This is a genomic window from Pseudomonadota bacterium, assembly GCA_008501635.1.
Classification (GTDB): domain Bacteria; phylum Pseudomonadota; class Gammaproteobacteria; order QQUJ01; family QQUJ01; genus QQUJ01.
This window is the reverse complement of the sequence record QQUJ01000023.1, coordinates 18,719-43,153: the sequence shown is the minus strand read 5'-3', so window position 1 is coordinate 43,153 and position 24,435 is coordinate 18,719. Positions and strand designations below refer to the sequence as shown.

The window sequence follows — 24,435 nt, the reverse complement described above, 5'->3', positions numbered from 1 at the left end:
CGGGATGCTCCCGATCATACGACAACCATAAGAGAGCAAGAGGAGGAGGGTGGTCCATGAACGATACCGTCAAATATCTGTTGGGTGAGGATCAGATCCCCAAGTACTGGTACAACATCGCCGCCGATCTGCCGCAGCCGATGGTGCCGCCGTTGCACCCGGGAACCGGGCAGCCGATCGGTCCTGACGATCTCGCGCCCCTGTTCCCCATGGGGTTGATCATGCAGGAGGTCAGTGCCGAGCGGGAGATCGAGATTCCCGAGCCGGTGCGCGACGTCCTCAAGCAATGGCGTCCGGCACCGATGTATCGCGCGCGCCGCCTCGAGAAAGCGCTGGGTACACCGGCAAAGATCTACTACAAGTACGAAGGTGTCAGCCCCTCCGGCAGCCACAAGCCCAATACCGCTGTCGCACAGGCGTTCTACAACAAAGAGGAAGGCGTCAAAAAGCTGAGTACCGAGACCGGTGCAGGACAATGGGGTTCCTCGCTGGCGTTTGCCGGATCCGTGTTTGGGCTCGAAGTGCTGGTCTACATGGTGAAGATCAGCTACCAGCAGAAACCCTACCGCCGGGCGCTGATGGAGACCTATGGCGCGAAGTGCATTCCCAGCCCCAGCGACACCACCGATTCGGGGCGGTCCATTCTCGCCAAGAACCCCAATTCCAATGGCAGTCTCGGTATCGCCATCTCCGAAGCCGTTGAGGTCGCGGCCAAGAACGACGATACCAAGTATGCGCTGGGCAGCGTGTTGAACCACGTCCTGCTGCATCAGACCATCATCGGGCAGGAGGCGATCAAGCAGATGGACATGGCCGGCGACTACCCGGATATCGTCATCGGCTGCGCGGGCGGTGGCAGTAATTTCGCCGGTATCGCTTTCCCGTTCCTCGGTGAGAAGCTGCGCGGAGGCTCCGACGTGCGCCTCATTGCCGTCGAACCGGCCGCCTGCCCCACGCTCACGCGCGGTGTCTATGCGTACGATTTCGGCGACACGGTGCATCTGACACCGCTCGTCAAGATGCATACCCTGGGCAACACCTTTATGCCGCCGGGTTTTCATGCCGGCGGATTACGCTACCACGGCATGGCGCCGTTGGTCAGTCACATCAAAGAGCTGGGCTTTCTCGAAGCGCGGGCCGTTCATCAGAACCCCTGTTTCGCGGCTGGCGTGCAGTTCGCCCGCGCGGAAGGCATCGTGCCGGCACCGGAAAGCACCCACGCGGTGCGCGTTGCCATCGACGAGGCGCTGCGCTGCAAAGCGGAAGGGAAATCGGAGACGATACTCTTCAACCTCTCCGGGCACGGTCACTTCGATATGGCGGCGTACACCGACTATTTCGCGGGTGTGCTGGAGGATCAGGACTACGATCAGGCTGCCCTGGCTGCTGCCCTGGCCGAGCTGCCACAAGTCGCTACCGGATGAGGTGACAAAGACAAGGGCGGCACGGCTCGCCGTGCCGCCCTTTTTTATCGCTGGGGCCTGCGGACTTGGAGCAGAAGTTTAATGGGTGCTGCTGTGCGTGACGAACCAGCGACTCACCTGCCCATCGATGGATGATTGACCGGCGCAGTGCAGGATGGCTTCTCGAACCGAGACTTCGTGATCGTCTGCGTGCAGGCCGATGCCGCCATTCTGGCCATGGATGACCGTCCCCATAAAATGCTCGCGACGCGTGCTGTTCTGCCGGCTCAGATCGAGGGTCACAACGACTTGTGAATTGACCGGCAAGGAGCGATTGGTCTGCACGAACAGCCCGCGGGTCCCGAGATTGCGAACGACCCCGGGTACCAGGCAGCCGCCGCTGGTGCGAATCAGTACAGGAAGCGATGTCCCAACGCGCTCGCTGTGTCGAGAACTCATGGTGCCCTCCTCATTATTCATTGTTAACGGTTTGTTATGTTCGGTAGCTTCCGACAGCGTATGGGCAGAGATCGGCTGGTCGGGGTCCTGCTAAGCTTGGTGATGGCTTTTCTGCGCTACCGGTTTGAAAATCCGCAGAGCCATGATTATCGGTTGCGGTGAGGATTTCAGTGAACCGCATCGCATTCCCTTCCGCCAGCACTGGTCGTTCAGCTGCGGCAGCGGCGTCGAATGCGCTGAGTGGTGGCGTAGTAAGTTGATATCAAAAGATATTTGTTGAATATGCGGTACTCCCTCGACAACGAACGATGGCCTCTGGAAAGCGTACAGGTGTAGCCATGAAGATGATTGTCCTTAAGGCAGTGGCGGCTTGCTGGCTTGGCCTGGCGGTCAGCGCGCAGGCCATCGCTGATCCGCGGTGCGCCGCAGACAACGCGGGACTCACGCTCCCGGAAGGTTTTTGCGCCTGGGTATACGCGGACACCGGCAGTGGTCCGCGCCACATCACGGTGTCCAGGGAGGGTGTCCTGTACGCCAATCTTGGCGGCCTGCTCAACGGGAAAAGCATCCTGGCACTTGCCGATAGCGACGGGGATGGAAAGGCCGACAAACGGGGACACTTTGGTGAGCATGCCGGCAACAGCATTGCACTGTTGGACGGCTACCTCTACGCCAGCATGAACAACATGATCGTGCGCTATCCGATCAAGCCCGGGGCGCTGACCCCGTCGGGTGTCGCGGAGGTTGTCGTGGAGGGATTCCCGGTTCAGCGCGGGCATCGGGCGAAAACCTTTGCCATCGATCCGCTGGGGAGGGCGATCTACGTCAATGTCGGCGCGCCATCCAACGCCTGCCAGGAGCAGGCCCGCACACCGGGTTCGCCGGGTTTGCAGCCCTGCCCGCAACGCGAACGGCAGGCGAGCGTATGGCGCTTCAGGGCCGATCAGTTGAACCAGCAGCAGTTGGTTGACGGAGTCAAGTATGCCTCCGGAACGCGTAATCTCATCGCGATGGCATGGGACAACAAGACCAGGTCGTTGTACGCGGTTCAGCATGGGCGCGATCAGTTGCACGATCTTTGGCCGCACCTCTTCACCGAGGAACAAAGCGCCGAACTCCCGGCTGAGGAGTTCCTGCTGATATCCCGGGGTGCCGATTTTGGATGGCCCTATTGCTACTACGATCCCATGAAAAAGCAGCGCGTGCTGGCACCGGAGTATGGCGGCGACGGAAACGAAGCCGGTCGATGCGCCCGGTACACGGCGCCTGTCTATGCCTTTCCCGCACACTTTGCCCCCAACGGCCTGGTGTTCTATGACGCCGAGCAGTTTCCCGCGCGGTATCGGGACGGAGCATTTGTTGCTTTCCACGGCTCCTGGAATCGCCGTCCTTTCGAGCAGAAGGGCTTCCTCGTCGCCTTTGTCCCCTTCAGCAATGGCAAACCGTCCGGTGAATGGGAGATCTTCGCCAATGGTTTCGCGGGCAAGCAGTTCATCAGCCATCCAAGCGTGGCCGATCACCGGCCGATGAGCGTGGCTATCGGCCCGGATGGAACGCTCTATATCGGTGATGACAAAGGCGGACGGATTTGGCGGGTACGGTACGTGGGCAACGAACGAAGCAATGCGGGCGCGGCGAAATAGGCAGGCTGGCGGCTTTTTGTGAAGGCGTGCGCTCCCTGTTGATCGGGCTGCAACCGATCGGCGGCAAGCGTTCCAGTGGCAAGCCATTGCGCTCGCCGCGGCACATTGCCTCTCAAACCATCGCCGCCGCTCCCACGGGAATCCGATTGCGCTGGAACCTTCCCTATCTGCCCAGCGTGGACAGCCGTTGGATAACGGCATCCGTTTCGGTAACCAGCTGGCCCATCAACTCGGTGGCCGATTGACGACGTGAAAGCCGAACTCCCTGACCGGCCCAGAGCGACAGAAACTCCGGACGGTTTGCGTTTGCCGCGGCCGTGCGCAGTGGACGGGTCAGCGCATTCTGCAGCGGGTAGGGAAGAATCGACTCTGTCTCACACGGATTCTCGATCGTCTCCATAAACCGGTTGGCGATACCCCGTGCCGGTCGCCCGGAGAAGGCGCGCGTGATGCGGGTGTCGGATTCCTGCGCGTCAAGAATGGCGAGCTTGTGCGCTTCACACACGCCAGCTTCATGGCACGTCAGAAACGCCGTGCCCATCTGCACGGCTTCTGCACCCAAAGCCAGCCCGGCCGCAATGCCGCGCCCGTCCATGATTCCACCCGACGCGATAACGGGGATGGTGAGCGCGTCCACCATCTGCGGTACGAGCGCCAGGGTGCCTACCATGGAGTCGTTGAAACTGCGCAGAAAGGTGCCCCGGTGCGCACCCGCCTCGGCGCCCTGCGTGACGACCGCATCAACCCCCGATGCCTGCAGTGCCATACCCTCTTCAACGGTGGTCGCTGTTCCTATCACGTACATTTTTCTCGATTTGGCCTCCTGCAGCGCTGTCGCCGGGAGGAGGCCGAAGGTAAAACTGAGCACGGCGGCACCGCACTCGATCACCGCCGCAAAAAGTTCATCAAAGGGGTCGGGGCTGAACGCTGGCGGCAGCGGTGGCGGCAGCTGCATTGCCTGGTGAAACGGGCGCAGTTTCGCCACCGCCGGCGTTGGGTCCAAGGTGCCGTCGGGGGGTGGCAGCGGGGCAAAGAGATTGACACCGAACGGTCGGTCGGTGCGTTCGCGCACCTGGGCGGCGGTGCGCGCGATGGTCTCCGGTGCAGTGTAGGCGGCAGCGAGGAAACCCAGTCCCCCTGCCTGGCAGACCGCGGCGACGAGATCGGCCGTGGTTGCGCCTCCCGCCATGGGCGCCTGAAAGATGGGATGCGTGATGCCCAGTTGTCTCGTCAATCCAGTCGCGGTCGGCATTGGCTACCCCTTTTCGTATGCCACACGCAGAGCATAGGCGCGCCACGGTCGATGCGACACCCCGTGTGCAGCGGGCGGCAAGGCAGTCCCGTCGCTTGGAGTGAAGCCCGGACTCCGCTACTCTCAGGGAATGATTGTCCAGACAGCTCCGTTTTCAACCTGCGCACTCCGTGGAGTGAGAGACTGACCATGGCCTCGGTTCCACAATCGAATGCTCGCGGCAGTGCGAAACCCAAACGCGCGGGCTTCTTTTTCCGCGGTGAGGGTCAGCGGCGTGCTCTCGACTATTTTCGTTATGCGTTGGAGAAGGGGCGGGGTGTATTCGCGCTCACCGGGCCGGCAGGGGTGGGGAAGACCACGATCGCACGCCAGGTCATCCAGGAATGGAAGGCGCCGGCCGACGCGGTGGTCCTGTTGTCGGGCGAACGGGTGGGTGGCAACGGTGTTTATCGCCAGTTGGCGGCGGGGCTGGGGTTGGCGCACTACAGCCTGCCGCAGCCAAAACTGCTCGATGCGCTGGAGCGCAATTTCTCGGCTCGACTTTCCAAGGGCGGGCGCTCGCTGTTGATCGTCGATGATGCCGATCATTTGCAACAGGCCGATCTCGGCGAACTCTCCAGGCTCTGTCAAATGCAGAAATCGGGTCATCCGCTGCTTCAGGTGTTCCTTATCGGCCGGCGCCTGCGGTTTACCGAAAGCAAGGGCGGCGGCATCGAACACCTCATCGGTTCGTATCAGCTGGCTCCGCTTGCGACCACTGATATCGACGATTTCATGCAGGGGTGGGCCGAGTTCGAAGGCTACAAGGACCTGCCGCGCCTGCCAGCGGAAATGTGTGAACGAGTCGCGCAGTGGAGTGAAGGTCTCCCGCGCAAGCTGAAACGATTCTGCGAACAGGTGCGCGGTATTCTGGCGAAGGGTAGGGGGCTGGCGTGGAACGTCGCTATGGTTGAACGCCTGATTGAAAGCGCGAACTCGGCGTTCTTTGCCGTGCAGCCTTCGCCACCTCCCGTCGATTTCACGGTGGGGAGCGATACCGGCTCCAAGCTGCCGGGGCCGTTGCAGATGGGCCCTGTGGCACCTGCGGGTCTGCCACCGAAACGCGAAACTCCGGTGCCCGACAACTCGCAGGCGGTCGCTGTTACCGAAGTGTTGCCGGCGCCGGGGATGCCGAAATCCGAACCATCCCGTTCAGCTTCGGCCAACCGGGCAGCTCAACGTCGAGATGCGATCAACACGCCGCTGGTAGCGGTCTGCGCCACCGTGGAAGAGGCCTATGTGTTGGCGCCGCTGATCAAATCGTTGGCGAAACAGATCGGCAAGTGCACGGTGCTGGTGGAGCCTGGCGAGCTGAATGCGGAACGTCCCCCATGGAGCAGCCGCTCCCAACGCGTGGTGTGGCGCCCCCTGGGCGCGATTGCCCCGGCTGAGGATCAGCAGGCCAGCGCGCTGATCGAGCCTCTGCGCACCGGCGCTGAGTTACTGAGCACCGGCAACGTCAAATTGCTCCTCAGCGTGGGTAACAGCGACATCATGCTGGGCCTGTCGTTGGCCGCGAACAAACTCGGCGTACCGCAAGTGCGGGTCGAGGCGGGAAGACGCCTGGGTGCCGCCAGTAAAAGTCGCAGTATGAACCAGGCGCTGCTGGAGCGGCTTGCCGATTGCCTGCTCGTGAGCGATTCGCTTTCGCAGGTCAACCTGCTGATGGAAGGCATTCAGCGCAAGCGAATCCGCGAGATCGGCAATCTGCGCGTCGACGCTCTTGCCAGCCTGCTGGCACGCGACGGGATAGAGCTTGGTCAGGCAGCCGATCCCAAGCGCCACGGCGCGCACGGAACCAAGACCGGGTGTGCGTTGGTTGTACTGCGCGATGAGCGTACCTCAAAGCCCGGGCACATCGAACTGCTGTTGAGAGTTCTGCGCGATATCGGCGAGATGCTGCCGATTCGGCTGCTGGTGTCGCAACCCCTGATGGATGCGCTGCACCCGTCGGGTCCGGTGCGACAGTGGCGCAAGTGGAACATCGACATGCTGGCGCTGATCGACCCGATTCGATCGCTGGAATTGCTGGTCGACGCGCGCGTCGTGGTCACCGATACCGAGCTGATGCAAGTCGAGTCCACGGCATTGCGTGTCCCCTGCATCACGCTGAGCGATGAGACACCCTGGCCGATCACGGTTGAGAGCGGCGGCAATCGTTTGTGTCGCTTCAATCCGGTGGAGATCATCGAAGCGGTAACGATTGCGCTTACCGAGCCGTTGCGCCGCGATACGGTGCCCGCGATGTGGGACGGGCAGGCCGCACAGCGTGCGACACATGTCCTGATGACGCTGCTGGCCGAACCGCGCAGCACCCAATAGATCACTGATCCGTCACCACCGCAGGTCGCGTGGCGGTCGCGCGCATCGCTCACCGGGGTTGACTGCCGGCGGTGGTTGGCTTGCGGCGCCGTCGCCAAGCTGCAATGCTACGCCGCGACCCACCCATCAGAGATCCCGCCCATGGCCAAACCGTCGCTTCCCCAATTCGATACCCTGATGCTGCACGCCGGGCAGAAGCCCGATCCGACAACGGGGGCGCGGGCCACACCCATCTATCAGACGGCGTCGTTCGCGTTTCGCGATACCGATCACGCCGCCTCGCTGTTCAACATCGAGCGCACCGGGCATGTCTACTCGCGCATCTCCAACCCGACCAACGCGGTGCTGGAGGAGCGCATGGCGGCCCTGGAGAACGGTGTCGGCGCCATCGCCACCGCCAGCGGTCAGGCGGCCCTGCATCTGGCGGTGGCGACGCTGATGGGGGCGGGGGGCCACATCGTCTCCTCGCATTCGCTCTACGGCGGCAGTCACAATCTGCTGGCGTACACGCTGCCGCGTTTCGGTATCGAGACCACCTTTGTCGATGCGCGTGATCCGCAGGCGGTTGCCGCGGCGATTCGTCCCAACACGCGCCTGGTCTTCGGCGAGATCCTCGGCAACCCCGGGCTGGATGTCTTGAATGTGCGCGAGATTGCCAAAGTCGCGCATGCGGCCGATCTGCCGTTGCTGGTCGATTCCACCTTCGCCACCCCCTATCTGTGCCGGCCCATCGAGCTGGGGGCCGATCTGGTCTTTCACTCCGCCACCAAGTTTCTCAGCGGCCACGGCGTGGTGATCGGCGGGGTGCTGATCGACGGCGGTACCTTCGACTGGGAGCAAGCGGGCAAATTCCCCCATCTCTCTGAACCCTACGAAGGATTTCACGGCCTCAATTTCGCCGAGGAGTTCGGACCCGCTGCTTTCATCACCCGGGCGCGCAAGGAGGGGCTGCGCGATTTCGGCGCCTGCCTCAGCCCGACTTCAGCATTCCACATCCTGCAAGGCATCGAAACGCTGTCGTTGCGCATGCAGCGCCATGTGACGAACACGCGCAAGGTGGTGGGCTTTCTCAACGATCACGACGCCGTGGAGTGGGTCATGTATCCGGAGCTGCCGGAGCATCCCGATCACGCCCTGGCCCGGCAGATGCTGCCCCTGGGTTGCGGGGCGGTCTTCAGCTTCGGCGTCAAGGGCGGCCGCGCGGCGGGGCAGAAGCTGATCGAGAACCTGCAGGTGTTCTCGCATCTCGCCAATGTCGGCGATGCCAAATCGCTGGTGATCCACCCGGCGAGCACGACGCATCATCGCATGGACACCGCAGCGCTCAAGGCCGCTGGTATCAGCGAGGGGCTGGTGCGGCTCTCTATCGGGCTGGAAGATGCGGCGGATCTTATCGAAGACCTGAGCCGCGCCCTCTACGCCTCACAAAAATAGGAGCCGCGCAATGTACTTCGATGTGAATGGCAAGCGCGTCTTCGCCGCCACCGGCGGACGTCCTTTCGATCCCTCCAAGCCGTGCGTGGTGTTTGTGCACGGCACCGGCATGGATCACTCCATCTGGGTGTTGCCGGCGCGCTGGTTTGCGCATCATGGCTGGGGTGTTCTGGCGCTGGATCTGCCCGGTCACGGACGTTCCGCGGGCGAACCGCTGGACAGCATCGAGGCGATCGCCGATTGGGTGATTGCCGTGCTCGACGCCCAGGGTGTGCGGCAAGCCGCGCTGGCGGGGCACAGCATGGGCTCCCTGGTCGCACTCGATGCCGCAGGCCGCCATCCCGAACGGGTGAGCACCGCTGTGCTGATTGGCACCTCATTTCCGATGCCGGTCAATGACCAACTGCTCGCCGCAGCCGCGGACAACGATCACCTGGCCTTGGAGATGCTCAATATCTTCGGCCATGCACGTGCCGCGTTGACCGGCGGCAACGAGCAGATCGGCATGTGGAATCCGGGCATGGGCATGCGCTTGCTGGAGCGTGCGCGTCCCGGCGCCATCCATACCGATCTCAGCGCCTGCAACGACTATCAGACGGGGTTGGAGGTTGCGGCGCGGGTGCAGTGCCCCACCACGCTGATCGTGGGCGATAAAGATCTGATGACGCCACCGCGCAACGCCAAGGCGTTGATAGCGGCATTACCCAGGGTCCAGGTGATGACCCTGGCCGGCAGCGGTCACTCGCTTTTCAACGAGAAACCGGATGCGCTGCTGGATGCGTTGATCGAAGCGCTGGCATAGCGCGGTCGCTGTTTCTCCTGCTGTAGTCGCGGATTGCGACGCTCTCTCCGCCGAAAAACGGCCTACCCTTTAAGGGGTGCAATCACCGTCAAGAAGGAGGCAACCGCATGCCCCGTTTCGCCGCCAATCTGACCATGCTGTTCAACGAGGTGCCGTTTCAGGAGCGATTCGCTGCGGCCGCGGCCGCCGGCTTCAGGGGGGTGGAATATCTCTCGCCCTACGAATACCCGGCGCAAGATCTGATTGAGGCGTTGCGCACCAACGGTCTTACTCAGGTGCTGCACAACTTTCCCGCCGGCGACTGGGCAGCGGGCGAGCGCGGGATTGCGTGTCTGCCGGAGCGGCGCGAAGAGTTTCGCGCCGGTGTCGAGCAGGCGATCACCTATGCCACCGCGCTGGGGTGTCGCCGGCTCAACTGTCTGGCCGGTATCCGTCCGCATGGTTTGGCGGAAGCGGAAGCGAGCGCAACCTTCATCGAAAATTTGCGCTACGCTGCGGAACGCGCAGCGGCTGCGGGTATCACGCTGCTCATCGAGCCCATCAATACGCGCGACATCCCCGGCTTTTTTCTCTGCCACACGCGGCAGGCGCTGGCGATCATCGCTGCGGTGGGTATGGACAATCTGTGCCTGCAGTACGACATCTACCACATGCAGATCATGGAGGGTGATCTCGCGAGAACCATCGAAACCAACCTGGCGCGCGTCGGTCATCTGCAGCTGGCCGACAATCCCGGCCGTCACGAACCGGGGAGCGGCGAGATCAACTATCCATTCCTGTTCGATCGCCTCGATACGCTGGGTTACGAAGGCTGGATCGGCTGCGAGTACAAGCCGGCGACCACCACCGAGGCGGGTCTCGCGTGGTTGCGACCTTATCTGTGAGGGAGATTGCGATGAGCACAATCGGATTCATCGGCATGGGCATCATGGGCCGGCCCATGGCGGGGCATCTGCTGGACGCCGGGCACACCGTGTGTACCGTAAAGCACCGCAGCGCGGTACCGGGCGACCTGCTGGCGAAGGGCATCGAGGTCTGCGCCAATCCGCGTGAGGTGGCGCAACGCGCCGAGGTGATCATCATCATGGTTCCCGACACGCCGCAGGTGGAAGCGGTGTTGTTCGATAAGCAGGGTGTCGCCGCCGGCCTGCAGCCCGGTGCGCTGGTCATCGACATGAGTTCCATTGCGCCGCTGGCAACGCGTGATTTCGCCGAGCGTATCCGCGCCGCGGGGGGTGACTATGTGGACGCGCCGGTCTCCGGCGGCGAGGTGGGGGCGGTCAACGCCGCCCTGACCATCATGGTGGGAGCGACACCGGAAGGTTTCGAGCGCGCCAGGCCCTACCTCGAGATCGTCGGCAAGACCATCACCCACATCGGTCCCAATGGCGACGGTCAAACCTGCAAGGTGGCCAATCAGATCGTGGTGGCGTTGACCATCGAGGCCGTCGCCGAAGGGCTGCTGTTCGCGTCGAAAGCCGGTGCCGACGTGGCCAGGGTGCGCGAAGCCTTGCTGGGCGGATTGGCGCAGTCGCGGATTCTGGAGCTGCACGGCCAACGCATGATCAAGCGCACCTTCGATCCGGGATTTCGTATCGAGTTACACCAGAAGGATCTCAACCTGGCGCTGCAAGGGGCGCGCGCCCTGGGGGTGGCGCTGCCCAATACCGCCACCGCGCAGGAGCTCTTCAACGCCTGCGCGGCCCTGGGCGGCGCGGGCTGGGACCACTCGGCCCTGGTGCGGGCACTGGAGCGGCTCGCCAACCATGAAATCGGGGCGGCTGAGGGTTGATAGTCGGGCTTCTGGTAGAATCCGCGTTTCGCTGGAACCAAGGACTCTGCCGTGAAAGTCTATGTCGTACCCGTCACCCCCTTCGAACAGAACTGCTCGCTGCTGGTCTGTGAAAAGACCAAAAAGGCCGCCATCGTTGATCCCGGTGGCGATATCGAGCGCATTCTGGGCGCCGTCAAAGAGGCGGATGCTACCGTAGAAAAGATCCTGGTCACCCACGGCCACGTCGATCACGTGGGCGCGGTGGCGGCACTGGCTGCGCGTCTGGGTGTTCCCATCGAAGGGCCGCACATCGACGATAAGTTCTGGATCGACGAACTGCCGCAACAGGCAATCCAGTTCGGCTTTGGCAGGTCCCAATCGTTCGAACCGTCACGCTGGCTGGAGGACGGGGATACCGTTCAGGTGGGCAACGAGACCCTGGAGGTGATCCACTGCCCGGGGCATACGCCGGGCCACGTGGTCTTCTACCACCCGACGGAGAAACTGGCCGTGGTGGGCGATGTGCTGTTTCAGGGCTCCATCGGCCGCACCGATTTCCCACGCGGCAATTTCGACGATCTGATGCACTCCATCCGCCAGAAGCTGTTCCCGCTGGGCGATGAAGTGGAGTTCCTTCCCGGTCACGGACCGGCATCGACCTTCGGTGCCGAGCGAGAGAACAACCCCTTCGTGGGGGATCGGGTGATGGATTTGTGATTTAGTTGGTCTCGCGCAAAGGCGCCAAAAGCGCCAAGGACGCAAATTAAACCGTTAGAACACTTTTGACTGCTTCTGCAATATTTTTCTTAGCAGACTTTGCGTCTTCGCGCCTTTGCGCGAAAAAAACTTAATCGATCTCCTACCTAAACATCACCGGCGCTACCTCGTCGTAGTGGCTGGCGAAGTGCACCGTCAGACCGGCGCGGATATGGTCCGGGAGTTCATCGAAGTCACGGCGGTTGTCCTCGGGAAGAATCAGCTCTTTGATCTTCACCCGCCGTGCGGCGATCACCTTTTCACGGATGCCGCCCACCGGCAGAACCTGCCCCGTGAGAGTCAACTCCCCGGTCATGGCGATGGGTCCGCGTGGGCGCACGTTGCGGGCCAGCGAGAGCAGCGCGGTGGCCATGGTGATACCGGCGCTGGGGCCATCCTTGGGTGTCGCGCCTTCGGGTACATGGAGGTGGATGAAGGCGTTGTCGAAATGGTCGGAATCGGCACCGTAGTCAGCGAGATGCGAGGCGATGTAGGAGTAGGCGAGTTCGGCCGATTCGCGCATCACTTCGCCCAATTTGCCCGTGAGTTTGAAGCCGCGATTCTTGCTGTGGACTTTCGTCGCCTCGACGGGCAGTGTGACGCCGCCCAGCCGCGTCCAGGCCAGACCGGTGGCCACCCCCACGCCGCGGATCGGCTTTTCCGGCTTGAACAACGGTTTTCCCAGGAACTCCTCGAGATTGGTGACACCGACACGCACGGTTTTCAGCGCCTTGCGCGAGCGCGCCACGCGCACCACCGTCTTGCGGCAGATGCGCAGTAGCTGCTTCTCCAGGTTGCGCACGCCCGCTTCGCGGGCGTAGCCCTCGATCACCTGGCGCAGCGCGGCATCGCTGATTTTTAGCTGGCTTGCCTTCAATCCGGTCTTTTCCAGGGCGCGCGGCCAGAGGTGGTTCCTGGCGATCTCCAGTTTTTCCGCAGTGATGTAACCCGATAATCGGATCACCTCCATGCGATCGAGCAATGGGGCGGGGATGGTGTCGAGCTGGTTGGCGGTGCAGATAAACAGGCACTTGGAGAGGTCGAAGCGCACGTCGAGATAGTGATCGAGGAAATCGATGTTCTGCTCCGGATCGAGCACCTCCAGCAGTGCCGAGGCGGGATCGCCGTGGTAGGAGGCGCCCACCTTGTCGATCTCGTCGAGCATGATCAGCGGATTGGCGACGCCCGCATCCTTGATGGCCTGGATGAATTTGCCGGGCATGGCGCCGATGTAGGTGCGGCGGTGGCCTTTGATTTCGGCCTCGTCGCGCATGCCGCCGAGGCTGAAGCGGTAGAACTTGCGTCCCAGGGCATCGGCGATGGAGCGGCCGATTGAGGTCTTGCCCACACCCGGCGGGCCGACGAGACAGAGGATCGAGCCGCGAATCTCGCCTTTCAGCACACCCACCGCCAGAAACTCGACGATACGCTCCTTCACATCCTCCAGACTGTCGTGGTCGCGATCGAGAATTTTACGCGCCCGGTTTAAATCGAGTTTGTCCTTGGAGTGCACCCCCCACGGCAGGTTGGTCAGCCAATCCAGGTAGTTGCGGGTGACACCGTATTCGGGCGAGCCCGATTCGAGTATCGCAAGTTTCTCCAGCTCCTCGTCGATGCGCTTCTGCGCCTGTTCGGGCACCGTCAGTTTGGCCAGGCGCTGCTTGAAGCGTTCGATGTCCGCCGTCTTATCATCCTTGGCAATGCCCAGCTCGTGCTGGATCTCCTTGAGCTGTTCGCGCAGGAAGAACTTGCGCTGCTGGTCGGAGATCTTCTCTTCCACCTGCTGGCGGATCTTGGTCTGCAGTTTGGCGACCTCCAGCTCTTTCTTGATCAGCAGCAGCACCCGCTCCATACGCTGGCGCACCGGGAAGGTCTCCAGAATCCGCTGCAGCTCTTCCCGCCCGGAGGTGACCAGGCTTGCCGCGAAATCGGCCAGCGCCGAAGGCTCGTTGGGGCTGAAACGATTGAGGAACTGTTTGAGCTCCTCGCCGTAGAGCGGATTGAGGGGCAGCAGCTCGCGGATGGTGTTGATCAGCGCCATGGCGTAGGCGCGTGCCTCATCGCTGCGATCGGTCGCCTCGTCAGGGTACTCCACCTGGGCGACAAAGGGCGGTTTCTTGCTCATCCAGCGCACGATGCGAAAACGCTGCATACCCTCGGCGATGAACTGGATCTTGTCGCCGTTGTGGATCGGATGGTGCATACGCACCACGCAGCCGACGCGAAAGAAGTCTTCGGGGTCGGGCAGTTGCTGAGGTTCGGTATGAACCAGCAGCATTCCCACTTTATGGTGTGCGGCCTCGCCCACCGCCTCGACCGTCTCCAGCCATTGATCGGCATCGAGCAGCATGGGCAGGGCCTGGGCGGGGAAGAAGGGCCGCTCGAAAATCGGCAGGATGTGCAGGGTATTGGGCAGCAGGTCACCCGGTACAGCCAGATCGGAATGAACCGCCGCGTCGTTGCCGGCCTCGGTGTTGATGATTTCGCCGTTCAGGGTGTCGGATTCTTGCATGAGCTCTTCTTTGCGGGTGGCCTGTCGATGTGCCAGGGTCGTGGAGTTGCCGTCCGCCGCCAGCGGGACAGCCGGTTGTTGAGCTGAAACGGGTGTGTCTGCGGGGTCATATTGGGGTTCGATCTGCTAGAATCAACCCCCGCTTTCCGCAGATCCCGAAGACGTTCGACTCCCCCATGGAACAAGACGACTCCGTATACGAAGAGGCCGCGCGCCACACCATCGATCTGGGCAACCAGCTGGCAGACAATGACCAGGAGGCCGATCTTTGGGATGTCGCCGATGGCCTGGTGGCCGGCGCCATTCAGTATTGGCTCTATTCGCGGCAACCTTGTGGCGATCCGTTGTGCGAGGATTGCTCGCCGCTCGGCACCGCCAGCCAGCGGTTGAAAGAGTTGCAGCGCCTGGTCAAGCTGGCCGCCGAAGAGAGCGAGTATTTTCACTCGCCCAACGACAGCGATGCCGGTCGTGCCTAGCGCAACCACGGGCGATGCGATCCTCTATTACGCGCATGATCCCATGTGCAGCTGGTGTTTTGGTTTTGCCCCGGTCTGGACCCGCTTGCAGGATGAGCTTCCTGCCGGAGTAACCGTGAAACGCCTGTTGGGTGGGCTGGCTCCCGATACCGATCTGCCCATGCCCGAGGCGATGCGTGAACAATTGCAGGCCACCTGGCGCCGGATTGAAACGCGTGTACCGGGGACTCGCTTCAATTTCGATTTCTGGACGAAATGCCAACCGCGCCGTTCCACCTACCCGGCCTGTCGCGCGGTGATCGCGGCACGTGCCCAGGGCGAGCAGTACGACGCTGCCATGACGCGCGTCATACAGCAGGCCTACTATCAGCAGGCGCGCAATCCCTCCGATGAGGCGACGCTGGTGGCGCTGGCCGAAGAGCTGGGTCTCGATGCGGACCGCTTTCGCGCGACTCTCCGTGATCCGGCGACGCAGCGCCAGCTGCTGGCGGAAATCGAGGAAACCGATGCCTTAGGGGCATCCGGCTACCCCAGTCTGATCCTGGTGACCGCTGCAGGTCGTTGGCTGGTGCCCCTCGATTACGGCGATGCCGCGCCGATGCGCGCAACGATCGAGACGCTACTCGCTGAACGCACAGCGACATGGAACTGATCGATACCCACTGCCACCTCGACGTGAGCGAGTTCGACGCCGATCGGGAGGCCGTGCTGGCACGGTGTCGGAGCATGGGAATCACACGCATCGTCGTGCCTGCCGTTACCGCGTCGGGATGGGATGGGTTGCTCGCGCTGTGCGCCAGGGAAAGTGGGCTCCTGCCCGCGCTGGGGCTGCATCCGGTCTATCTCGATCTCCATCAGGATCAAGACGTCGCTCTTCTGGCCGATTATCTGCGGCGCGAACGCCCGGTCGCCGTGGGTGAGATCGGTATCGATCACTACGTGAAATCCATCGATCATCAACGTCAGCAAACGCTTTTTGCGGCGCAATTGACCTGCGCACGCGAGGCGGACCTGCCGGTGCTGCTGCATGTGCGCAAGGCCCATGACGAGGTGCTTGCGGTGCTGCGTCGTATACGGGTGAAGGGTGGCATCGCTCATGCTTTCAACGGCAGCCTGCAGCAGGCCGAACAGTACCTAGAGTTGGGGTTCAAGCTTGGTTTTGGCGGCACACTGACCTACGAGCGTTCCCGGAATATCCGGCGATTGGCCCGCGAACTGCCGTTGGAGGCCATAGTGCTGGAGACCGACGCCCCCGATCTGGTGGTTGCCAGCCACCATGGGGAGCGCAATAGCCCTGAGTACCTCATCGAGGTGGCTGAAGCGTTGGCAGAGATACGCGCCGAGGCACTGGAACTGATCGCCGCGACCACTACCGCCAATGCCTGCGCTGTGCTGGGCCTCGATGGACGCCAGCCAGCTTGATACTTTCCACGCATGGCTGATTACGATCTTCGCTTTGCCGGTCTGCGCCGCCTCTACGGCGATCAGCGCTACGCGTTGCTGCGCGATCTGCACGTCTGCGTGGTGGGTGTGGGCGGCGTCGGCTCCTGGGCGGTCGAGGCGTTGGCACGTTCGGGAATCGGGCGTCTTACGATGATCGATTACGATGAGGTGTGCGCCAGCAATGTCAATCGCCAGAGCCACGCGCTGACTGCCAGTTTCGGCCGCAAGAAGATCGAGGTGCTGGGCGAACGGGCACGGCAGATCAATCCTGATATCCGGTGTGATCTGATCGATGATTTTCTCACCGATCGCAACCATCGCGAACTGCTGGAACGGGATTATGACTACGTCATCGATGCCATCGACAGCATCAGCGTCAAGGCGACGATGGTCTATACCTGTAAACGCAACAAGATCCCGATCATCACCACCGGGGGCGCGGGGGGACGACGTGACCCGACCAGGATCCGTGTGGTCGATCTGAGCCGCACCTACAACGATGCATTGGCAGCCAAAGTGCGCAAACATCTGCGTGATCACCACAACTTTACGCGCAATCCCCAGCGCTATTTCGGCGTGGAGTGCGTTTTCTCCGACGAGCAGCCGGTCTACCCAAAATCTGACGGCACCGTCTGCCAGGAGAAACCCGGCATCCACGGGGTGCATCTCGATTGCAGCATGGGGTATGGGGCAGCGACCGCGGTGACTGCCACGTTTGGTCTGGTCGCCGCCGCGCGGGCGATCGACAAGGCGTTGGCGCGCCGGCTGAGAGTGGCTGCCGACGCGGTGTCTGACAGCCCGCGCTAGCGGGTCAAGGCGTCATATAACCCAGTCGGTACTTTCCGGTTTTCCCGGTCCGGCGCGCAGCAGCGGTTCGAGTTCTTCCGGAGGCAGGGGCCGGCTGAAGAAATAGCCCTGCCCGTCGTCGCATCCTTCCTTGATCAAGAACATACGCTGTTCGTCCGTTTCGATCCCTTCGGCGACAACCCGTAGCTGCAGACTCTTGCCGAGTGCGATCACGGCGCGGGCAATGGCGGCATCGTTGGTGTCGGCGGGGATGTCGCGAACGAACGATTGATCGATCTTGAGCTTATGGATCGGCAGCCGCTTCAGGTACGAAAGGGAGGAGTAACCGGTTCCGAAGTCGTCGATCGCCAGCGTCACGCCCACCTTGTTCAATTGGTCCAGGGCGGCGATCGCAACATCGGCCTGGCGCATGACGACACTCTCCGTGACCTCCAGTCCCAATGACGATGGCGCGAGCTTGGCCTCGTGCAGCACTGCCTGGACCGCGGTGACGAAATCGCTGCGCTGTATCTGCAACCCGGACACATTGACCGCCACGAGATCGAGGGAGATCCCCTCCGAGCGCCACTGGCCGAGCTGCCGGCACGCCTCGCGCAACACCCATTCGCCGATGGGGACGATCAGTCCTGTTTCTTCGGCAACGGGTATGAACTGGGCGGGAGAGACCAGGCCGCGTTCGGCGCTGTGCCAGCGCACCAGCGCTTCGACACCGATTATCCTGTTTGCGCTGAGACTGAACTGCGGTTGGTAGTGAAGTCGCAGCTCGCCACGCTCCAGCGCCCGGCGCAGGCCGATCTCGATGGACATGCGCTCCGAAATGGTGGAGGACATCTCGGCGGAGAAAAACTGCACGGCATCACGCCCCAGCTCCTTGGCGCGGTACATGGCGATATCGGCGTCGCGCAACAGGGCATCCGCTTCGCGGCTGTCGCGGGGATAAAGGCTGATGCCGATACAACAGGTAATCAGTACCTCGTGGCCCAGTACCTGAAAGGGCAGGGCGAGGGAGCCGTGGATGGAACGGGCAATCTTTTCAACCGCGTCTTCGTCGGGTACGTCGGAGAGGATGAGCACGAATTCGTCGCCGCTCAGACGTGCGACCGAATCTCCCTTGCGTACCCGCTCGTTGATGCGCTGCGCCACCTGCTTCAGCAGTTCGTCGCCGATGCCGTGGCCGAGGCTGTCGTTGATCTGCTTGAAGCGGTCGAGATCAACAAACAGGACCGCGATTTTGTTGTTACGGCGATCGGCGTAGGAGATGGCCTGTTCGAGCAGATCCTGCAACAGACTGCGATTGGCGAGACCGGTGAGAGTATCGTGGGTTGCCTGAAAGCGCAGCTCCTCTTCGTAGTGCATCTGATCGCTGACATCGCTGGCTATGCCCACGTAGTGAGTCAAGGCGCCGTGCTCGTCGAAAACCGGTGCAACGTGCATGTTGTTCCAGAACAGCTTTCCGTCCTTGCGGTAGTTGCGGACGATGACTTCGGCGGATCGCCGCTCGCGCAGTGCCTGGCGGATCGTTTCGAGTCCGGTTTGATCGCGGTCGCTGCGAAACAGCAAGCGCGGATTTTTGCCGATCAGTTCCTCATGGCTGTAACCGGTCAAACGGCACATGGCGGGGTTGGCGTAGATGATCGGCTTGTCGGGCAGATTGGAATCGGTGATGACGATACCGTTGTTGCTTGCCTCCAGGGCCCGGTTGCTGAGCCGCAGTGCATCCTCGGCCAGGCGCTGCTCGGTGATGTCGCGAACACAGACGATGGCGCCGTGGATCGTGTCGTCGGTACTACGATTCGGGTAGTAGCAGGCCTCCATGTAGCGTTTGCCGATTCGCGGCAGATCGAACCAGGACTGAAAGGTGACGCTCTCCCCCGCAAAACTCCGGTCGTATTTGTCCTTGACGATCGACTCGAAGTTCTCTTTTCCGAGCAACTCGGCGACAGTGTGATCGACGATGGCTTCGCGCGGTTTGCCGAACATCTTGAAGTAGGCGTCGTTGACCATCCGGTAGGTGTAGTTCTTGTCGACGACGGCGATCAGGTCGGAGGTGGTGGCGATAATGCGCGCCGAGAGGTGCAGCGCCTCTTCGGCCTTTCTGCGCTCGCGCATGTCGCGCAGTGTGCCGATAAAGAGCTTGCGGCCCTCCCCGATACGTTCGCCGAAAGAGACCTCGACCGGAATCCTGGTGCCCCTGGCATCCAGTACTTGCAGCGGCAGGCCGATCCAGCCTGCTTTACGTTTCTTGCCGGTGTTCAGGTATTTTCTGAAAGCCTTTTCGTGCCGATTGCGAAACTGTTCCGGAATCACATCGATGAGCGACATGCGCAGCAGTTGCTCGTTGGAATAACCCAGCAAAAGCGTCGCAGCGGCGTTGGCAAAGACGATGCGGTTGTCGGTGTCGATGGCGATGACGGCATCCGCCGCCGTTTCGAGGATGACCGCGTTGAGGCTGAAGGTTTCCAACTGCGCCCGGTGCTCGTTGTTCAGCGCGATGATCTTCTCCTGCAATTTGCGCGTGAGGATCTTCGAATGCAGGCGCGAGAGGGAGACGGCGTTCTGCTGGGTATGGTCGGGGCTGGGGAGAGTGCCGGCGCGCTGCTCTTCCACCAACTGCCGAATGATGGAGGCGAACTCGATGGGATCGATGGGTTTGACGAGAAATCGTGCCGCACCCAGTCCGATGGCGAGTTCTTCGTCCTCGGGCTCGATGTAGGTGCCGGTATAGAAAATGAAGGCCGTGCCCTGCAAATCGGGATCGGCCTTGATTTCCCAGCACAGGGTATAGCCGTCCATGTGGGGCATCATGATGTCGGAGATGACGAGATCGGGGTGCCACTCTCTGATGCAGGCGAGCGCTTTGAGACCGTCAGTGCAGCATTGCACATCGTGACCTTCAGCCCGCAAGGACTCTGCGAGCAGAATGCGGGCGTCGGGATGATCGTCAACGACCAGGATTTTCACGATTGTCTCCTCCTGAGATACGCCTGGATTTCATTGATGATGCGATCCGCATCGATTGGCTTTTCGATGTACCCATCGCATCCGGCCGCCAGCAACCGATCCCTGTCGCCCGTCATGGCGTGTGAGTTCATGGCGATAAAGCCGGCGTCCTCCAGCAACACCCTGATCGACTCCAGATTGTCGGGGGTGTCCGCGATGATCGGCGCAAAAGTGCTGCCCCGACCGGGTTCGATCTGCACCAAAAGGTCGTCATCGACGGTATCCGCCAGTGGGACGTGCGGGTCGTTGGTGGGAATGGACAGCGCCTTGAGTGCGGTGAAGGCGGCTGGATTCCGATTGTGTGCGGTGGGCAAGCGCGAAACCCTCCCTGCATCCTACGGGGGCGACTCGGCTGGATGGACACACCCCGACTGACGGCCCCGGCAAGCATACTTACCCTGAACTCCCGAATTCTCTGTTTCAAATCAAGTGTAGACCCTGGTCCGGGTATGAGGATGGCACGAACCTGCATTGGGCGAGACCATGAGTGTGGTGAATCGCTGCCAGGCCTCTGCGGCTGCGGTGCATGCGGTGGGTTTGCGGGCAGCGCCGATGTCGTCACGGACGAGGATATCCCGGGCTGGAGAGGGGTTTGCCCGCGCGGCTGATAATCAGACAGGACGCCTTCGTGAATGCCACTTGCCGATTGCTATCGGCGGAAGTCACCGACGTAACTTGACCTATCTGCCCGTTTAGTCTTTCGGGCATTCGAGGCACAATGTCTCTCTCGTCACAGATCAAGAACGCGCTATGAACGAAATGGGACAGGTGCTGCGGGCGCTGGATTTTGCTGCCGACAAGCACCGCGATCAACGCCGCAAGGATCTCCCTGCCTCCCCCTATATCAACCATCCCATCGAACTCGCCGATGTGCTGTGCAACGAAGGCGGAGTGCGCGACGTGGTGGTACTCTGCGCCGCCGTATTGCATGACACCATCGAGGACACCGAAACCACGCACGCCGAACTCATGCAGCACTTCGGCGCAGAGATTGCCGATGTGGTTGTCGAGGTCACCGACGATCAGTCTTTGCCCAAGGCCGAGCGTAAGCGGCTGCAGATCGAGCACGCATCGATTGCCAGTGATCGGGCCAAACTGGTCAAGCTGGCTGACAAGATCTGCAACCTGCGCGATATGCTCTCGCGACCGCCCGCCGGCTGGGACCTGGAACGGCGCCGCGAATACTTCGATTGGGCCAGGGCGGTGATCGATATGCTGCGCGGTATCCATCCCGGCCTGGAGAAACTCTTCGACGAGGTCTACCGAAAGCGTCCCTGAGCGGTGGCGGAGAGCGATGATCCCGCACATCGGGGCGAAGTTGGGCTAGAATGAGGCGGTTTTTCGGCTGCAGGCAACCTGGACGCATGGCGACGATACAACCCTTACACAATCAGGACGCGGAACCCAAGCTCGACTTCGATCTGCTACCCCAACTGGTCGGCTATCATGTGCGGCTGGCGCAGATCGCGGTATTCAGAGATTTTGCGGCGGCGTTCGGCGACCTCGATATCACGCCTACGCTGTTCGCCTCCCTGGCGCTCATCGATGTCAATGCCGGGCTCAAGCAGACCGATCTGGCGCAGGCCATTCATCTCGATCGCTCCACGGTGGTGTCGGTTATCGACAATCTGGAGGGGCGGGGATTAGTGGAGCGCAAACGCGCCGTCGACGACCGGCGCTCCAACTCGCTGTCGCTGACCCGCAAGGGCAAGGCGCTGCTGGCGAAACTCCGGCCCATGGTCGAACAGCACGAACAGCGTCTGGTACAGAATCTGAGCGCCGACGAGCGGGAAACCCTGGTTCGGCTGTTGGCGAAAATATTCCCGAAATACCGTTAGTTAGCTGCTAGCGGCGGTCCCGGTGCCCGGCCGCGTATGGCCATAATAGTTGGAACTCCAACAATTATGGAGTATGCTCCTCGTATCCTGTTACATCAGCGGTGAGGGTATGACTATGGCAATTCGCGAACGTGTCGATCGGCTCCTGCAGCGCCTGCACGATGCACCGCAGTACACCACTCAGGGCGCAGTCTTGTTTGTCGATCTGGAACGGCGTGAAACGCGGCGCGGCTACCTGCCGGTCGAGGTGTTCCGCACCTTCCTGAGCAACCGCGGCGCCAACATGTACCTGCTCTACAATTTGCTGGAGGCGGAGCGCGACGCACTCGATCCCGAGGTGCCCCTGATCTTCGGGGCCGGCACGCTCACCAGCAACGTCCCGGGCGCCACCCGCGGCAACGTCACCAGCAAGTCGCCCGACAGCTACGCGATTCTCGACTCCAGCGTCGGCGATTACTTCCCCAGTTTCATGCGCCGTCACGGCTACGATCACATCGTCGTCTACGGGCGCGCCAAGGAGTGGACACTGCTGAAGCTCAGCGGCGCGGAGGTGGAATTTCTCGATGCGTCGGCCTACGTGGGTATGAACAACATCGATTTCACGCAGGCCATCGAGCGCGATTTCGACTGCGAGGAGCGCCGCACCATGGCGCTGGCGCGCCTCACGCAGGCGGGGGAGAACGGTGTGCTCTGCAGCGGGATCATGGCCGGACCCAAGGCAATCTGGGCGCGTGGCGGCTCGGGCGCCAAGATGGGTTCGCTGCGCCTGAAAGGTATTCTCGTGCTAGGCGAACTGCCGGAGACCGAATACAGCGACGTCTACAAGAAGTTCAACAAGCAGATCGGCAAGAAGATCCTCTCCACCAGCGTCATACGCAATGCGCTGAAAAAGGTCGGCACGCCGTTCCTCTATAAGCCCAGCCGCGTGCTGGGTGCCATGGGCACGCTCAACAACCAGCAGACCACCTGGGTCGATACGCTGGATGCCGACAACATCGATCCCTACCGTCCCGGTATGGATGGCTGCTACAAATGCCCGGTGCACTGTCGCGCGCGCAACGATCTGACGCCGGAGGGCAAGGGCGGCTGGGGCGCGCACGCGCTGAAAGGGCTCAAGGGCAACGCCAGCTACGATAAGCCGCAGGCCGACGTCGAACACGATCATGGAAAAACCTACAAGGGTATACACAACGACGGCAAGTTCGATCGCTACGACAAGGGCGATGGCCCCGAGTACGTGACGCTGGGCAAATTTGGCCCCAACATCGGCATCAAGGAGGCCGAGCAGGTACTGCGCCTCAACAATATCCTCAACGACCTGGGGATGGATTCGGCCAGCACCGGCAGCGCCATCGCCTGGGCCTTCGAACTCTTTCAGCGCGGCATCATCGACACCTCGCACACCGGCGGGCTGGAGCTGGAGTGGGGTAACTACGACCTGATCGAGAAGCTGTTGTTCATGACCGCGGCACGCGAGGGTTTCGGGGACGTGATCGCCGATTCGGCGCGCGCGGTAGATACCGGCAAGTACCCGCCCGAGGCACTGGATTACCGGATGGCGAGTAAAGGGCTGTTTCAGTCCGATCCGCACGATGCGCGCATTCTCAAGGCCTTTGCGCTGGGCCTCGCCGTGGCGACCCGCGGCATGGATCATCTGCGCAATCGCGTGACATTGGAGATCAACGCCCGGGTCAATGATGATCCGGAATTCAAGACTGCGCTCTACGGCGGGTTCGTCGCCGCGCAGCCCAACAGTTACGAGGGCAAGGAGTACGCGGTGCGGCGTTGCGAGGACACCTACGCCGCCGGCGACGCGGTGGGTATGTGCCGTTTCAACACCCAGCTCTTCAACTCCCCCAGCCTGCCGGCACCGAGTGATTTCGCACACCAGTTGACGGCGCTGACCGGTGTGGACTTCACACCCGAGCAGGTGCTGGAAGCGGGTCGCAACATCACCGGTATCGAGCGGCTGCTTAACGCGAGGCTTGGCCTGCGCGCCAAGGACGACACGCTGCCGAAGCGCTGGTTCGAGGAGTCGAACACCTTCGGACCGTTCGCCGGCGAGAAGATCGATCGTCAGGAGTTTGAAGCGCTCAAGCGGCGGTTCTACACCCTGACCGGACTCGATGCCGAGGGTGCCCCCACGCTGGAGTGGCATCGCCGCCTCGCACAGGTGGTGACCGGATTTGCTGTCGAGGTCGATTTGCCGCCCGAATTGCCGGGAGCCCCCGAGCATGGCGTGATCATCGACGAGCCGGTCAACAACGTGATCGAGTTGCGTGAAGCACTTAAGCGCCGCCTGCCGGAGGCGGCCGAGAAACTCGATGACCGTTCGCTCAACATCGCCGTCAACGGCGAGATGCTGCTCTCCGGGGAGAAGCAGGCGTCTTTGCGCAATGGCGATCAGGTAACGATCGTGCCAATGTTGGCCGGCGGTTGACGGGAGCGAGTTCGCCCGGGATCGCGCTGCCAGCG

General features: G+C 61.9%; 21 protein-coding genes. 16 read left to right on the top strand and 5 right to left on the bottom strand.

Features of this window, described 5'->3' with window-relative positions; translation table 11 throughout:
* Nucleotides 1-56 precede the first annotated feature (56 nt).
* Entirely contained in the window at nucleotides 57-1,424 is a 1,368-nt protein-coding gene (locus DWQ09_14725) for a TrpB-like pyridoxal phosphate-dependent enzyme (GenBank protein KAA3626837.1), read from the top strand.
* 78 nt (nucleotides 1,425-1,502) lie between these two features.
* Here the strand turns inward: DWQ09_14725 and DWQ09_14720 are convergent, their stop codons facing one another.
* Nucleotides 1,503-1,883, bottom strand: a complete 381-nt coding sequence (locus tag DWQ09_14720; GenBank protein ID KAA3626836.1) for a PilZ domain-containing protein — start codon at nucleotides 1,881-1,883, stop codon at nucleotides 1,503-1,505.
* A 323-nt stretch (nucleotides 1,884-2,206) separates the two neighbouring features.
* Here DWQ09_14720 and DWQ09_14715 point away from each other — a divergent pair, with 323 nt between their 5' ends.
* Nucleotides 2,207-3,505 carry a sorbosone dehydrogenase gene (locus DWQ09_14715; protein KAA3626925.1) on the top strand — a complete coding sequence of 433 codons (1,299 nt, stop codon included), beginning with the start codon at nucleotides 2,207-2,209 and terminating at the stop codon, nucleotides 3,503-3,505.
* Nucleotides 3,506-3,531: 26 nt separating this feature from the next.
* On the top strand, nucleotides 3,532-3,750 hold the full coding sequence (locus DWQ09_14710) for a hypothetical protein (GenBank protein KAA3626835.1): 219 nt from the start codon (nucleotides 3,532-3,534) through the stop codon (nucleotides 3,748-3,750).
* On the opposite strand, the gene DWQ09_14705 is transcribed toward DWQ09_14710, so the two are convergent.
* Nucleotides 3,669-4,757 (bottom strand): nitronate monooxygenase, encoded by a 1,089-nt coding sequence (locus DWQ09_14705; GenBank protein KAA3626924.1) that lies wholly within the window; start codon nucleotides 4,755-4,757, stop codon nucleotides 3,669-3,671. The two genes, DWQ09_14710 and DWQ09_14705, sit on opposite strands and share 82 nt — an antisense overlap.
* On the opposite strand from DWQ09_14705, the gene DWQ09_14700 reads away from it, so the two are divergent.
* The 6 genes from DWQ09_14700 to DWQ09_14675 all read left to right on the top strand — a co-directional run bounded on the left by DWQ09_14700 (nucleotide 3,996) and on the right by DWQ09_14675 (nucleotide 11,845).
* Nucleotides 3,996-7,118, top strand: a complete 3,123-nt coding sequence (locus DWQ09_14700) for an AAA family ATPase (protein ID KAA3626834.1) — start codon at nucleotides 3,996-3,998, stop codon at nucleotides 7,116-7,118. The genes DWQ09_14705 and DWQ09_14700 overlap by 762 nt on opposite strands.
* Nucleotides 7,119-7,259: 141 nt before the next feature.
* Nucleotides 7,260-8,552: an O-acetylhomoserine aminocarboxypropyltransferase gene (locus DWQ09_14695; GenBank protein KAA3626833.1), complete on the top strand. Its 1,293-nt coding sequence runs from the start codon at nucleotides 7,260-7,262 to the stop codon at nucleotides 8,550-8,552.
* A gap of 10 nt (nucleotides 8,553-8,562) precedes the next feature.
* Nucleotides 8,563-9,354: an alpha/beta hydrolase gene (locus tag DWQ09_14690; GenBank protein ID KAA3626832.1), complete on the top strand. Its 792-nt coding sequence runs from the start codon at nucleotides 8,563-8,565 to the stop codon at nucleotides 9,352-9,354.
* A gap of 107 nt (nucleotides 9,355-9,461) precedes the next feature.
* Nucleotides 9,462-10,238, top strand: coding sequence for a hydroxypyruvate isomerase (hyi, locus tag DWQ09_14685; protein KAA3626831.1), 777 nt, complete (start codon nucleotides 9,462-9,464; stop codon nucleotides 10,236-10,238).
* Between the two features lie 11 nt (nucleotides 10,239-10,249).
* Nucleotides 10,250-11,146, top strand: coding sequence for a 2-hydroxy-3-oxopropionate reductase (locus DWQ09_14680; protein ID KAA3626830.1), 897 nt, complete (start codon nucleotides 10,250-10,252; stop codon nucleotides 11,144-11,146).
* Between the two features lie 51 nt (nucleotides 11,147-11,197).
* On the top strand, nucleotides 11,198-11,845 hold the full coding sequence (locus tag DWQ09_14675; protein KAA3626829.1) for an MBL fold metallo-hydrolase: 648 nt from the start codon (nucleotides 11,198-11,200) through the stop codon (nucleotides 11,843-11,845).
* Nucleotides 11,846-11,987: 142 nt separating this feature from the next.
* On the opposite strand, the gene lon is transcribed toward DWQ09_14675, so the two are convergent.
* Nucleotides 11,988-14,396, bottom strand: coding sequence for an endopeptidase La (gene lon, locus DWQ09_14670; protein KAA3626828.1), 2,409 nt, complete (start codon nucleotides 14,394-14,396; stop codon nucleotides 11,988-11,990).
* A gap of 176 nt (nucleotides 14,397-14,572) precedes the next feature.
* On the opposite strand from lon, the gene DWQ09_14665 reads away from it, so the two are divergent.
* Genes DWQ09_14665 through DWQ09_14650 form a run of 4 tightly spaced genes read left to right on the top strand, consistent with a single transcriptional unit; the run spans nucleotide 14,573 to nucleotide 17,122 of the window.
* Nucleotides 14,573-14,872: a hypothetical protein gene (locus DWQ09_14665; protein ID KAA3626827.1), complete on the top strand. Its 300-nt coding sequence runs from the start codon at nucleotides 14,573-14,575 to the stop codon at nucleotides 14,870-14,872.
* Nucleotides 14,856-15,524 (top strand): DsbA family protein, encoded by a 669-nt coding sequence (locus DWQ09_14660; GenBank protein ID KAA3626826.1) that lies wholly within the window; start codon nucleotides 14,856-14,858, stop codon nucleotides 15,522-15,524. Before DWQ09_14665 ends, DWQ09_14660 begins: the two co-directional genes overlap by 17 nt.
* Complete coding sequence (locus DWQ09_14655; GenBank protein KAA3626825.1) at nucleotides 15,515-16,294, top strand: TatD family deoxyribonuclease; 780 nt, start codon at nucleotides 15,515-15,517, stop codon at nucleotides 16,292-16,294. Before DWQ09_14660 ends, DWQ09_14655 begins: the two co-directional genes overlap by 10 nt.
* A gap of 12 nt (nucleotides 16,295-16,306) precedes the next feature.
* Entirely contained in the window at nucleotides 16,307-17,122 is an 816-nt protein-coding gene (locus tag DWQ09_14650; protein KAA3626824.1) for a tRNA cyclic N6-threonylcarbamoyladenosine(37) synthase TcdA, read from the top strand.
* A 12-nt stretch (nucleotides 17,123-17,134) separates the two neighbouring features.
* Here the strand turns inward: DWQ09_14650 and DWQ09_14645 are convergent, their stop codons facing one another.
* Together DWQ09_14645 and DWQ09_14640 are read right to left on the bottom strand one after the other, a co-directional pair.
* Nucleotides 17,135-20,083, bottom strand: a complete 2,949-nt coding sequence (locus tag DWQ09_14645) for an EAL domain-containing protein (protein ID KAA3626823.1) — start codon at nucleotides 20,081-20,083, stop codon at nucleotides 17,135-17,137.
* Entirely contained in the window at nucleotides 20,080-20,283 is a 204-nt protein-coding gene (locus DWQ09_14640) for a hypothetical protein (GenBank protein KAA3626923.1), read from the bottom strand. Before DWQ09_14640 ends, DWQ09_14645 begins: the two co-directional genes overlap by 4 nt.
* A gap of 598 nt (nucleotides 20,284-20,881) precedes the next feature.
* On the opposite strand from DWQ09_14640, the gene DWQ09_14635 reads away from it, so the two are divergent.
* The 3 genes from DWQ09_14635 (at nucleotide 20,882) to DWQ09_14625 (ending at nucleotide 24,400) form a co-directional block, all read left to right on the top strand.
* Nucleotides 20,882-21,400 (top strand): bifunctional (p)ppGpp synthetase/guanosine-3',5'-bis(diphosphate) 3'-pyrophosphohydrolase, encoded by a 519-nt coding sequence (locus DWQ09_14635; protein KAA3626922.1) that lies wholly within the window; start codon nucleotides 20,882-20,884, stop codon nucleotides 21,398-21,400.
* A gap of 86 nt (nucleotides 21,401-21,486) precedes the next feature.
* Nucleotides 21,487-21,960 carry a MarR family transcriptional regulator gene (locus DWQ09_14630; GenBank protein KAA3626822.1) on the top strand — a complete coding sequence of 158 codons (474 nt, stop codon included), beginning with the start codon at nucleotides 21,487-21,489 and terminating at the stop codon, nucleotides 21,958-21,960.
* Between the two features lie 115 nt (nucleotides 21,961-22,075).
* Nucleotides 22,076-24,400, top strand: a complete 2,325-nt coding sequence (locus tag DWQ09_14625; protein ID KAA3626921.1) for an aldehyde ferredoxin oxidoreductase — start codon at nucleotides 22,076-22,078, stop codon at nucleotides 24,398-24,400.
* The last annotated feature ends 35 nt before the right edge of the window (nucleotides 24,401-24,435 follow it).

What these genes read in the sequence shown, in the direction of transcription:
- DWQ09_14725 (KAA3626837.1), top strand. Translation starts at nt 57, where the DNA reads ATGAACGATACCGTCAAATATCTGTTGGGTGAGGATCAGATCCCCAAG.
- DWQ09_14720 (KAA3626836.1), bottom strand. Translation starts at nt 1,883, where the DNA reads ATGAATAATGAGGAGGGCACCATGAGTTCTCGACACAGCGAGCGCGTT.
- DWQ09_14715 (KAA3626925.1), top strand. Translation starts at nt 2,207, where the DNA reads ATGATTGTCCTTAAGGCAGTGGCGGCTTGCTGGCTTGGCCTGGCGGTC.
- DWQ09_14705 (KAA3626924.1), bottom strand. Translation starts at nt 4,757, where the DNA reads ATGCCGACCGCGACTGGATTGACGAGACAACTGGGCATCACGCATCCC.
- DWQ09_14695 (KAA3626833.1), top strand. Translation starts at nt 7,260, where the DNA reads ATGGCCAAACCGTCGCTTCCCCAATTCGATACCCTGATGCTGCACGCC.
- DWQ09_14690 (KAA3626832.1), top strand. Translation starts at nt 8,563, where the DNA reads ATGTACTTCGATGTGAATGGCAAGCGCGTCTTCGCCGCCACCGGCGGA.
- hyi (KAA3626831.1), top strand. Translation starts at nt 9,462, where the DNA reads ATGCCCCGTTTCGCCGCCAATCTGACCATGCTGTTCAACGAGGTGCCG.
- DWQ09_14680 (KAA3626830.1), top strand. Translation starts at nt 10,250, where the DNA reads ATGAGCACAATCGGATTCATCGGCATGGGCATCATGGGCCGGCCCATG.
- lon (KAA3626828.1), bottom strand. Translation starts at nt 14,396, where the DNA reads ATGCAAGAATCCGACACCCTGAACGGCGAAATCATCAACACCGAGGCC.
- DWQ09_14665 (KAA3626827.1), top strand. Translation starts at nt 14,573, where the DNA reads ATGGAACAAGACGACTCCGTATACGAAGAGGCCGCGCGCCACACCATC.
- DWQ09_14660 (KAA3626826.1), top strand. Translation starts at nt 14,856, where the DNA reads ATGCCGGTCGTGCCTAGCGCAACCACGGGCGATGCGATCCTCTATTAC.
- DWQ09_14655 (KAA3626825.1), top strand. Translation starts at nt 15,515, where the DNA reads ATGGAACTGATCGATACCCACTGCCACCTCGACGTGAGCGAGTTCGAC.
- DWQ09_14650 (KAA3626824.1), top strand. Translation starts at nt 16,307, where the DNA reads ATGGCTGATTACGATCTTCGCTTTGCCGGTCTGCGCCGCCTCTACGGC.
- DWQ09_14635 (KAA3626922.1), top strand. Translation starts at nt 20,882, where the DNA reads ATGGGACAGGTGCTGCGGGCGCTGGATTTTGCTGCCGACAAGCACCGC.
- DWQ09_14630 (KAA3626822.1), top strand. Translation starts at nt 21,487, where the DNA reads ATGGCGACGATACAACCCTTACACAATCAGGACGCGGAACCCAAGCTC.
- DWQ09_14625 (KAA3626921.1), top strand. Translation starts at nt 22,076, where the DNA reads ATGGCAATTCGCGAACGTGTCGATCGGCTCCTGCAGCGCCTGCACGAT.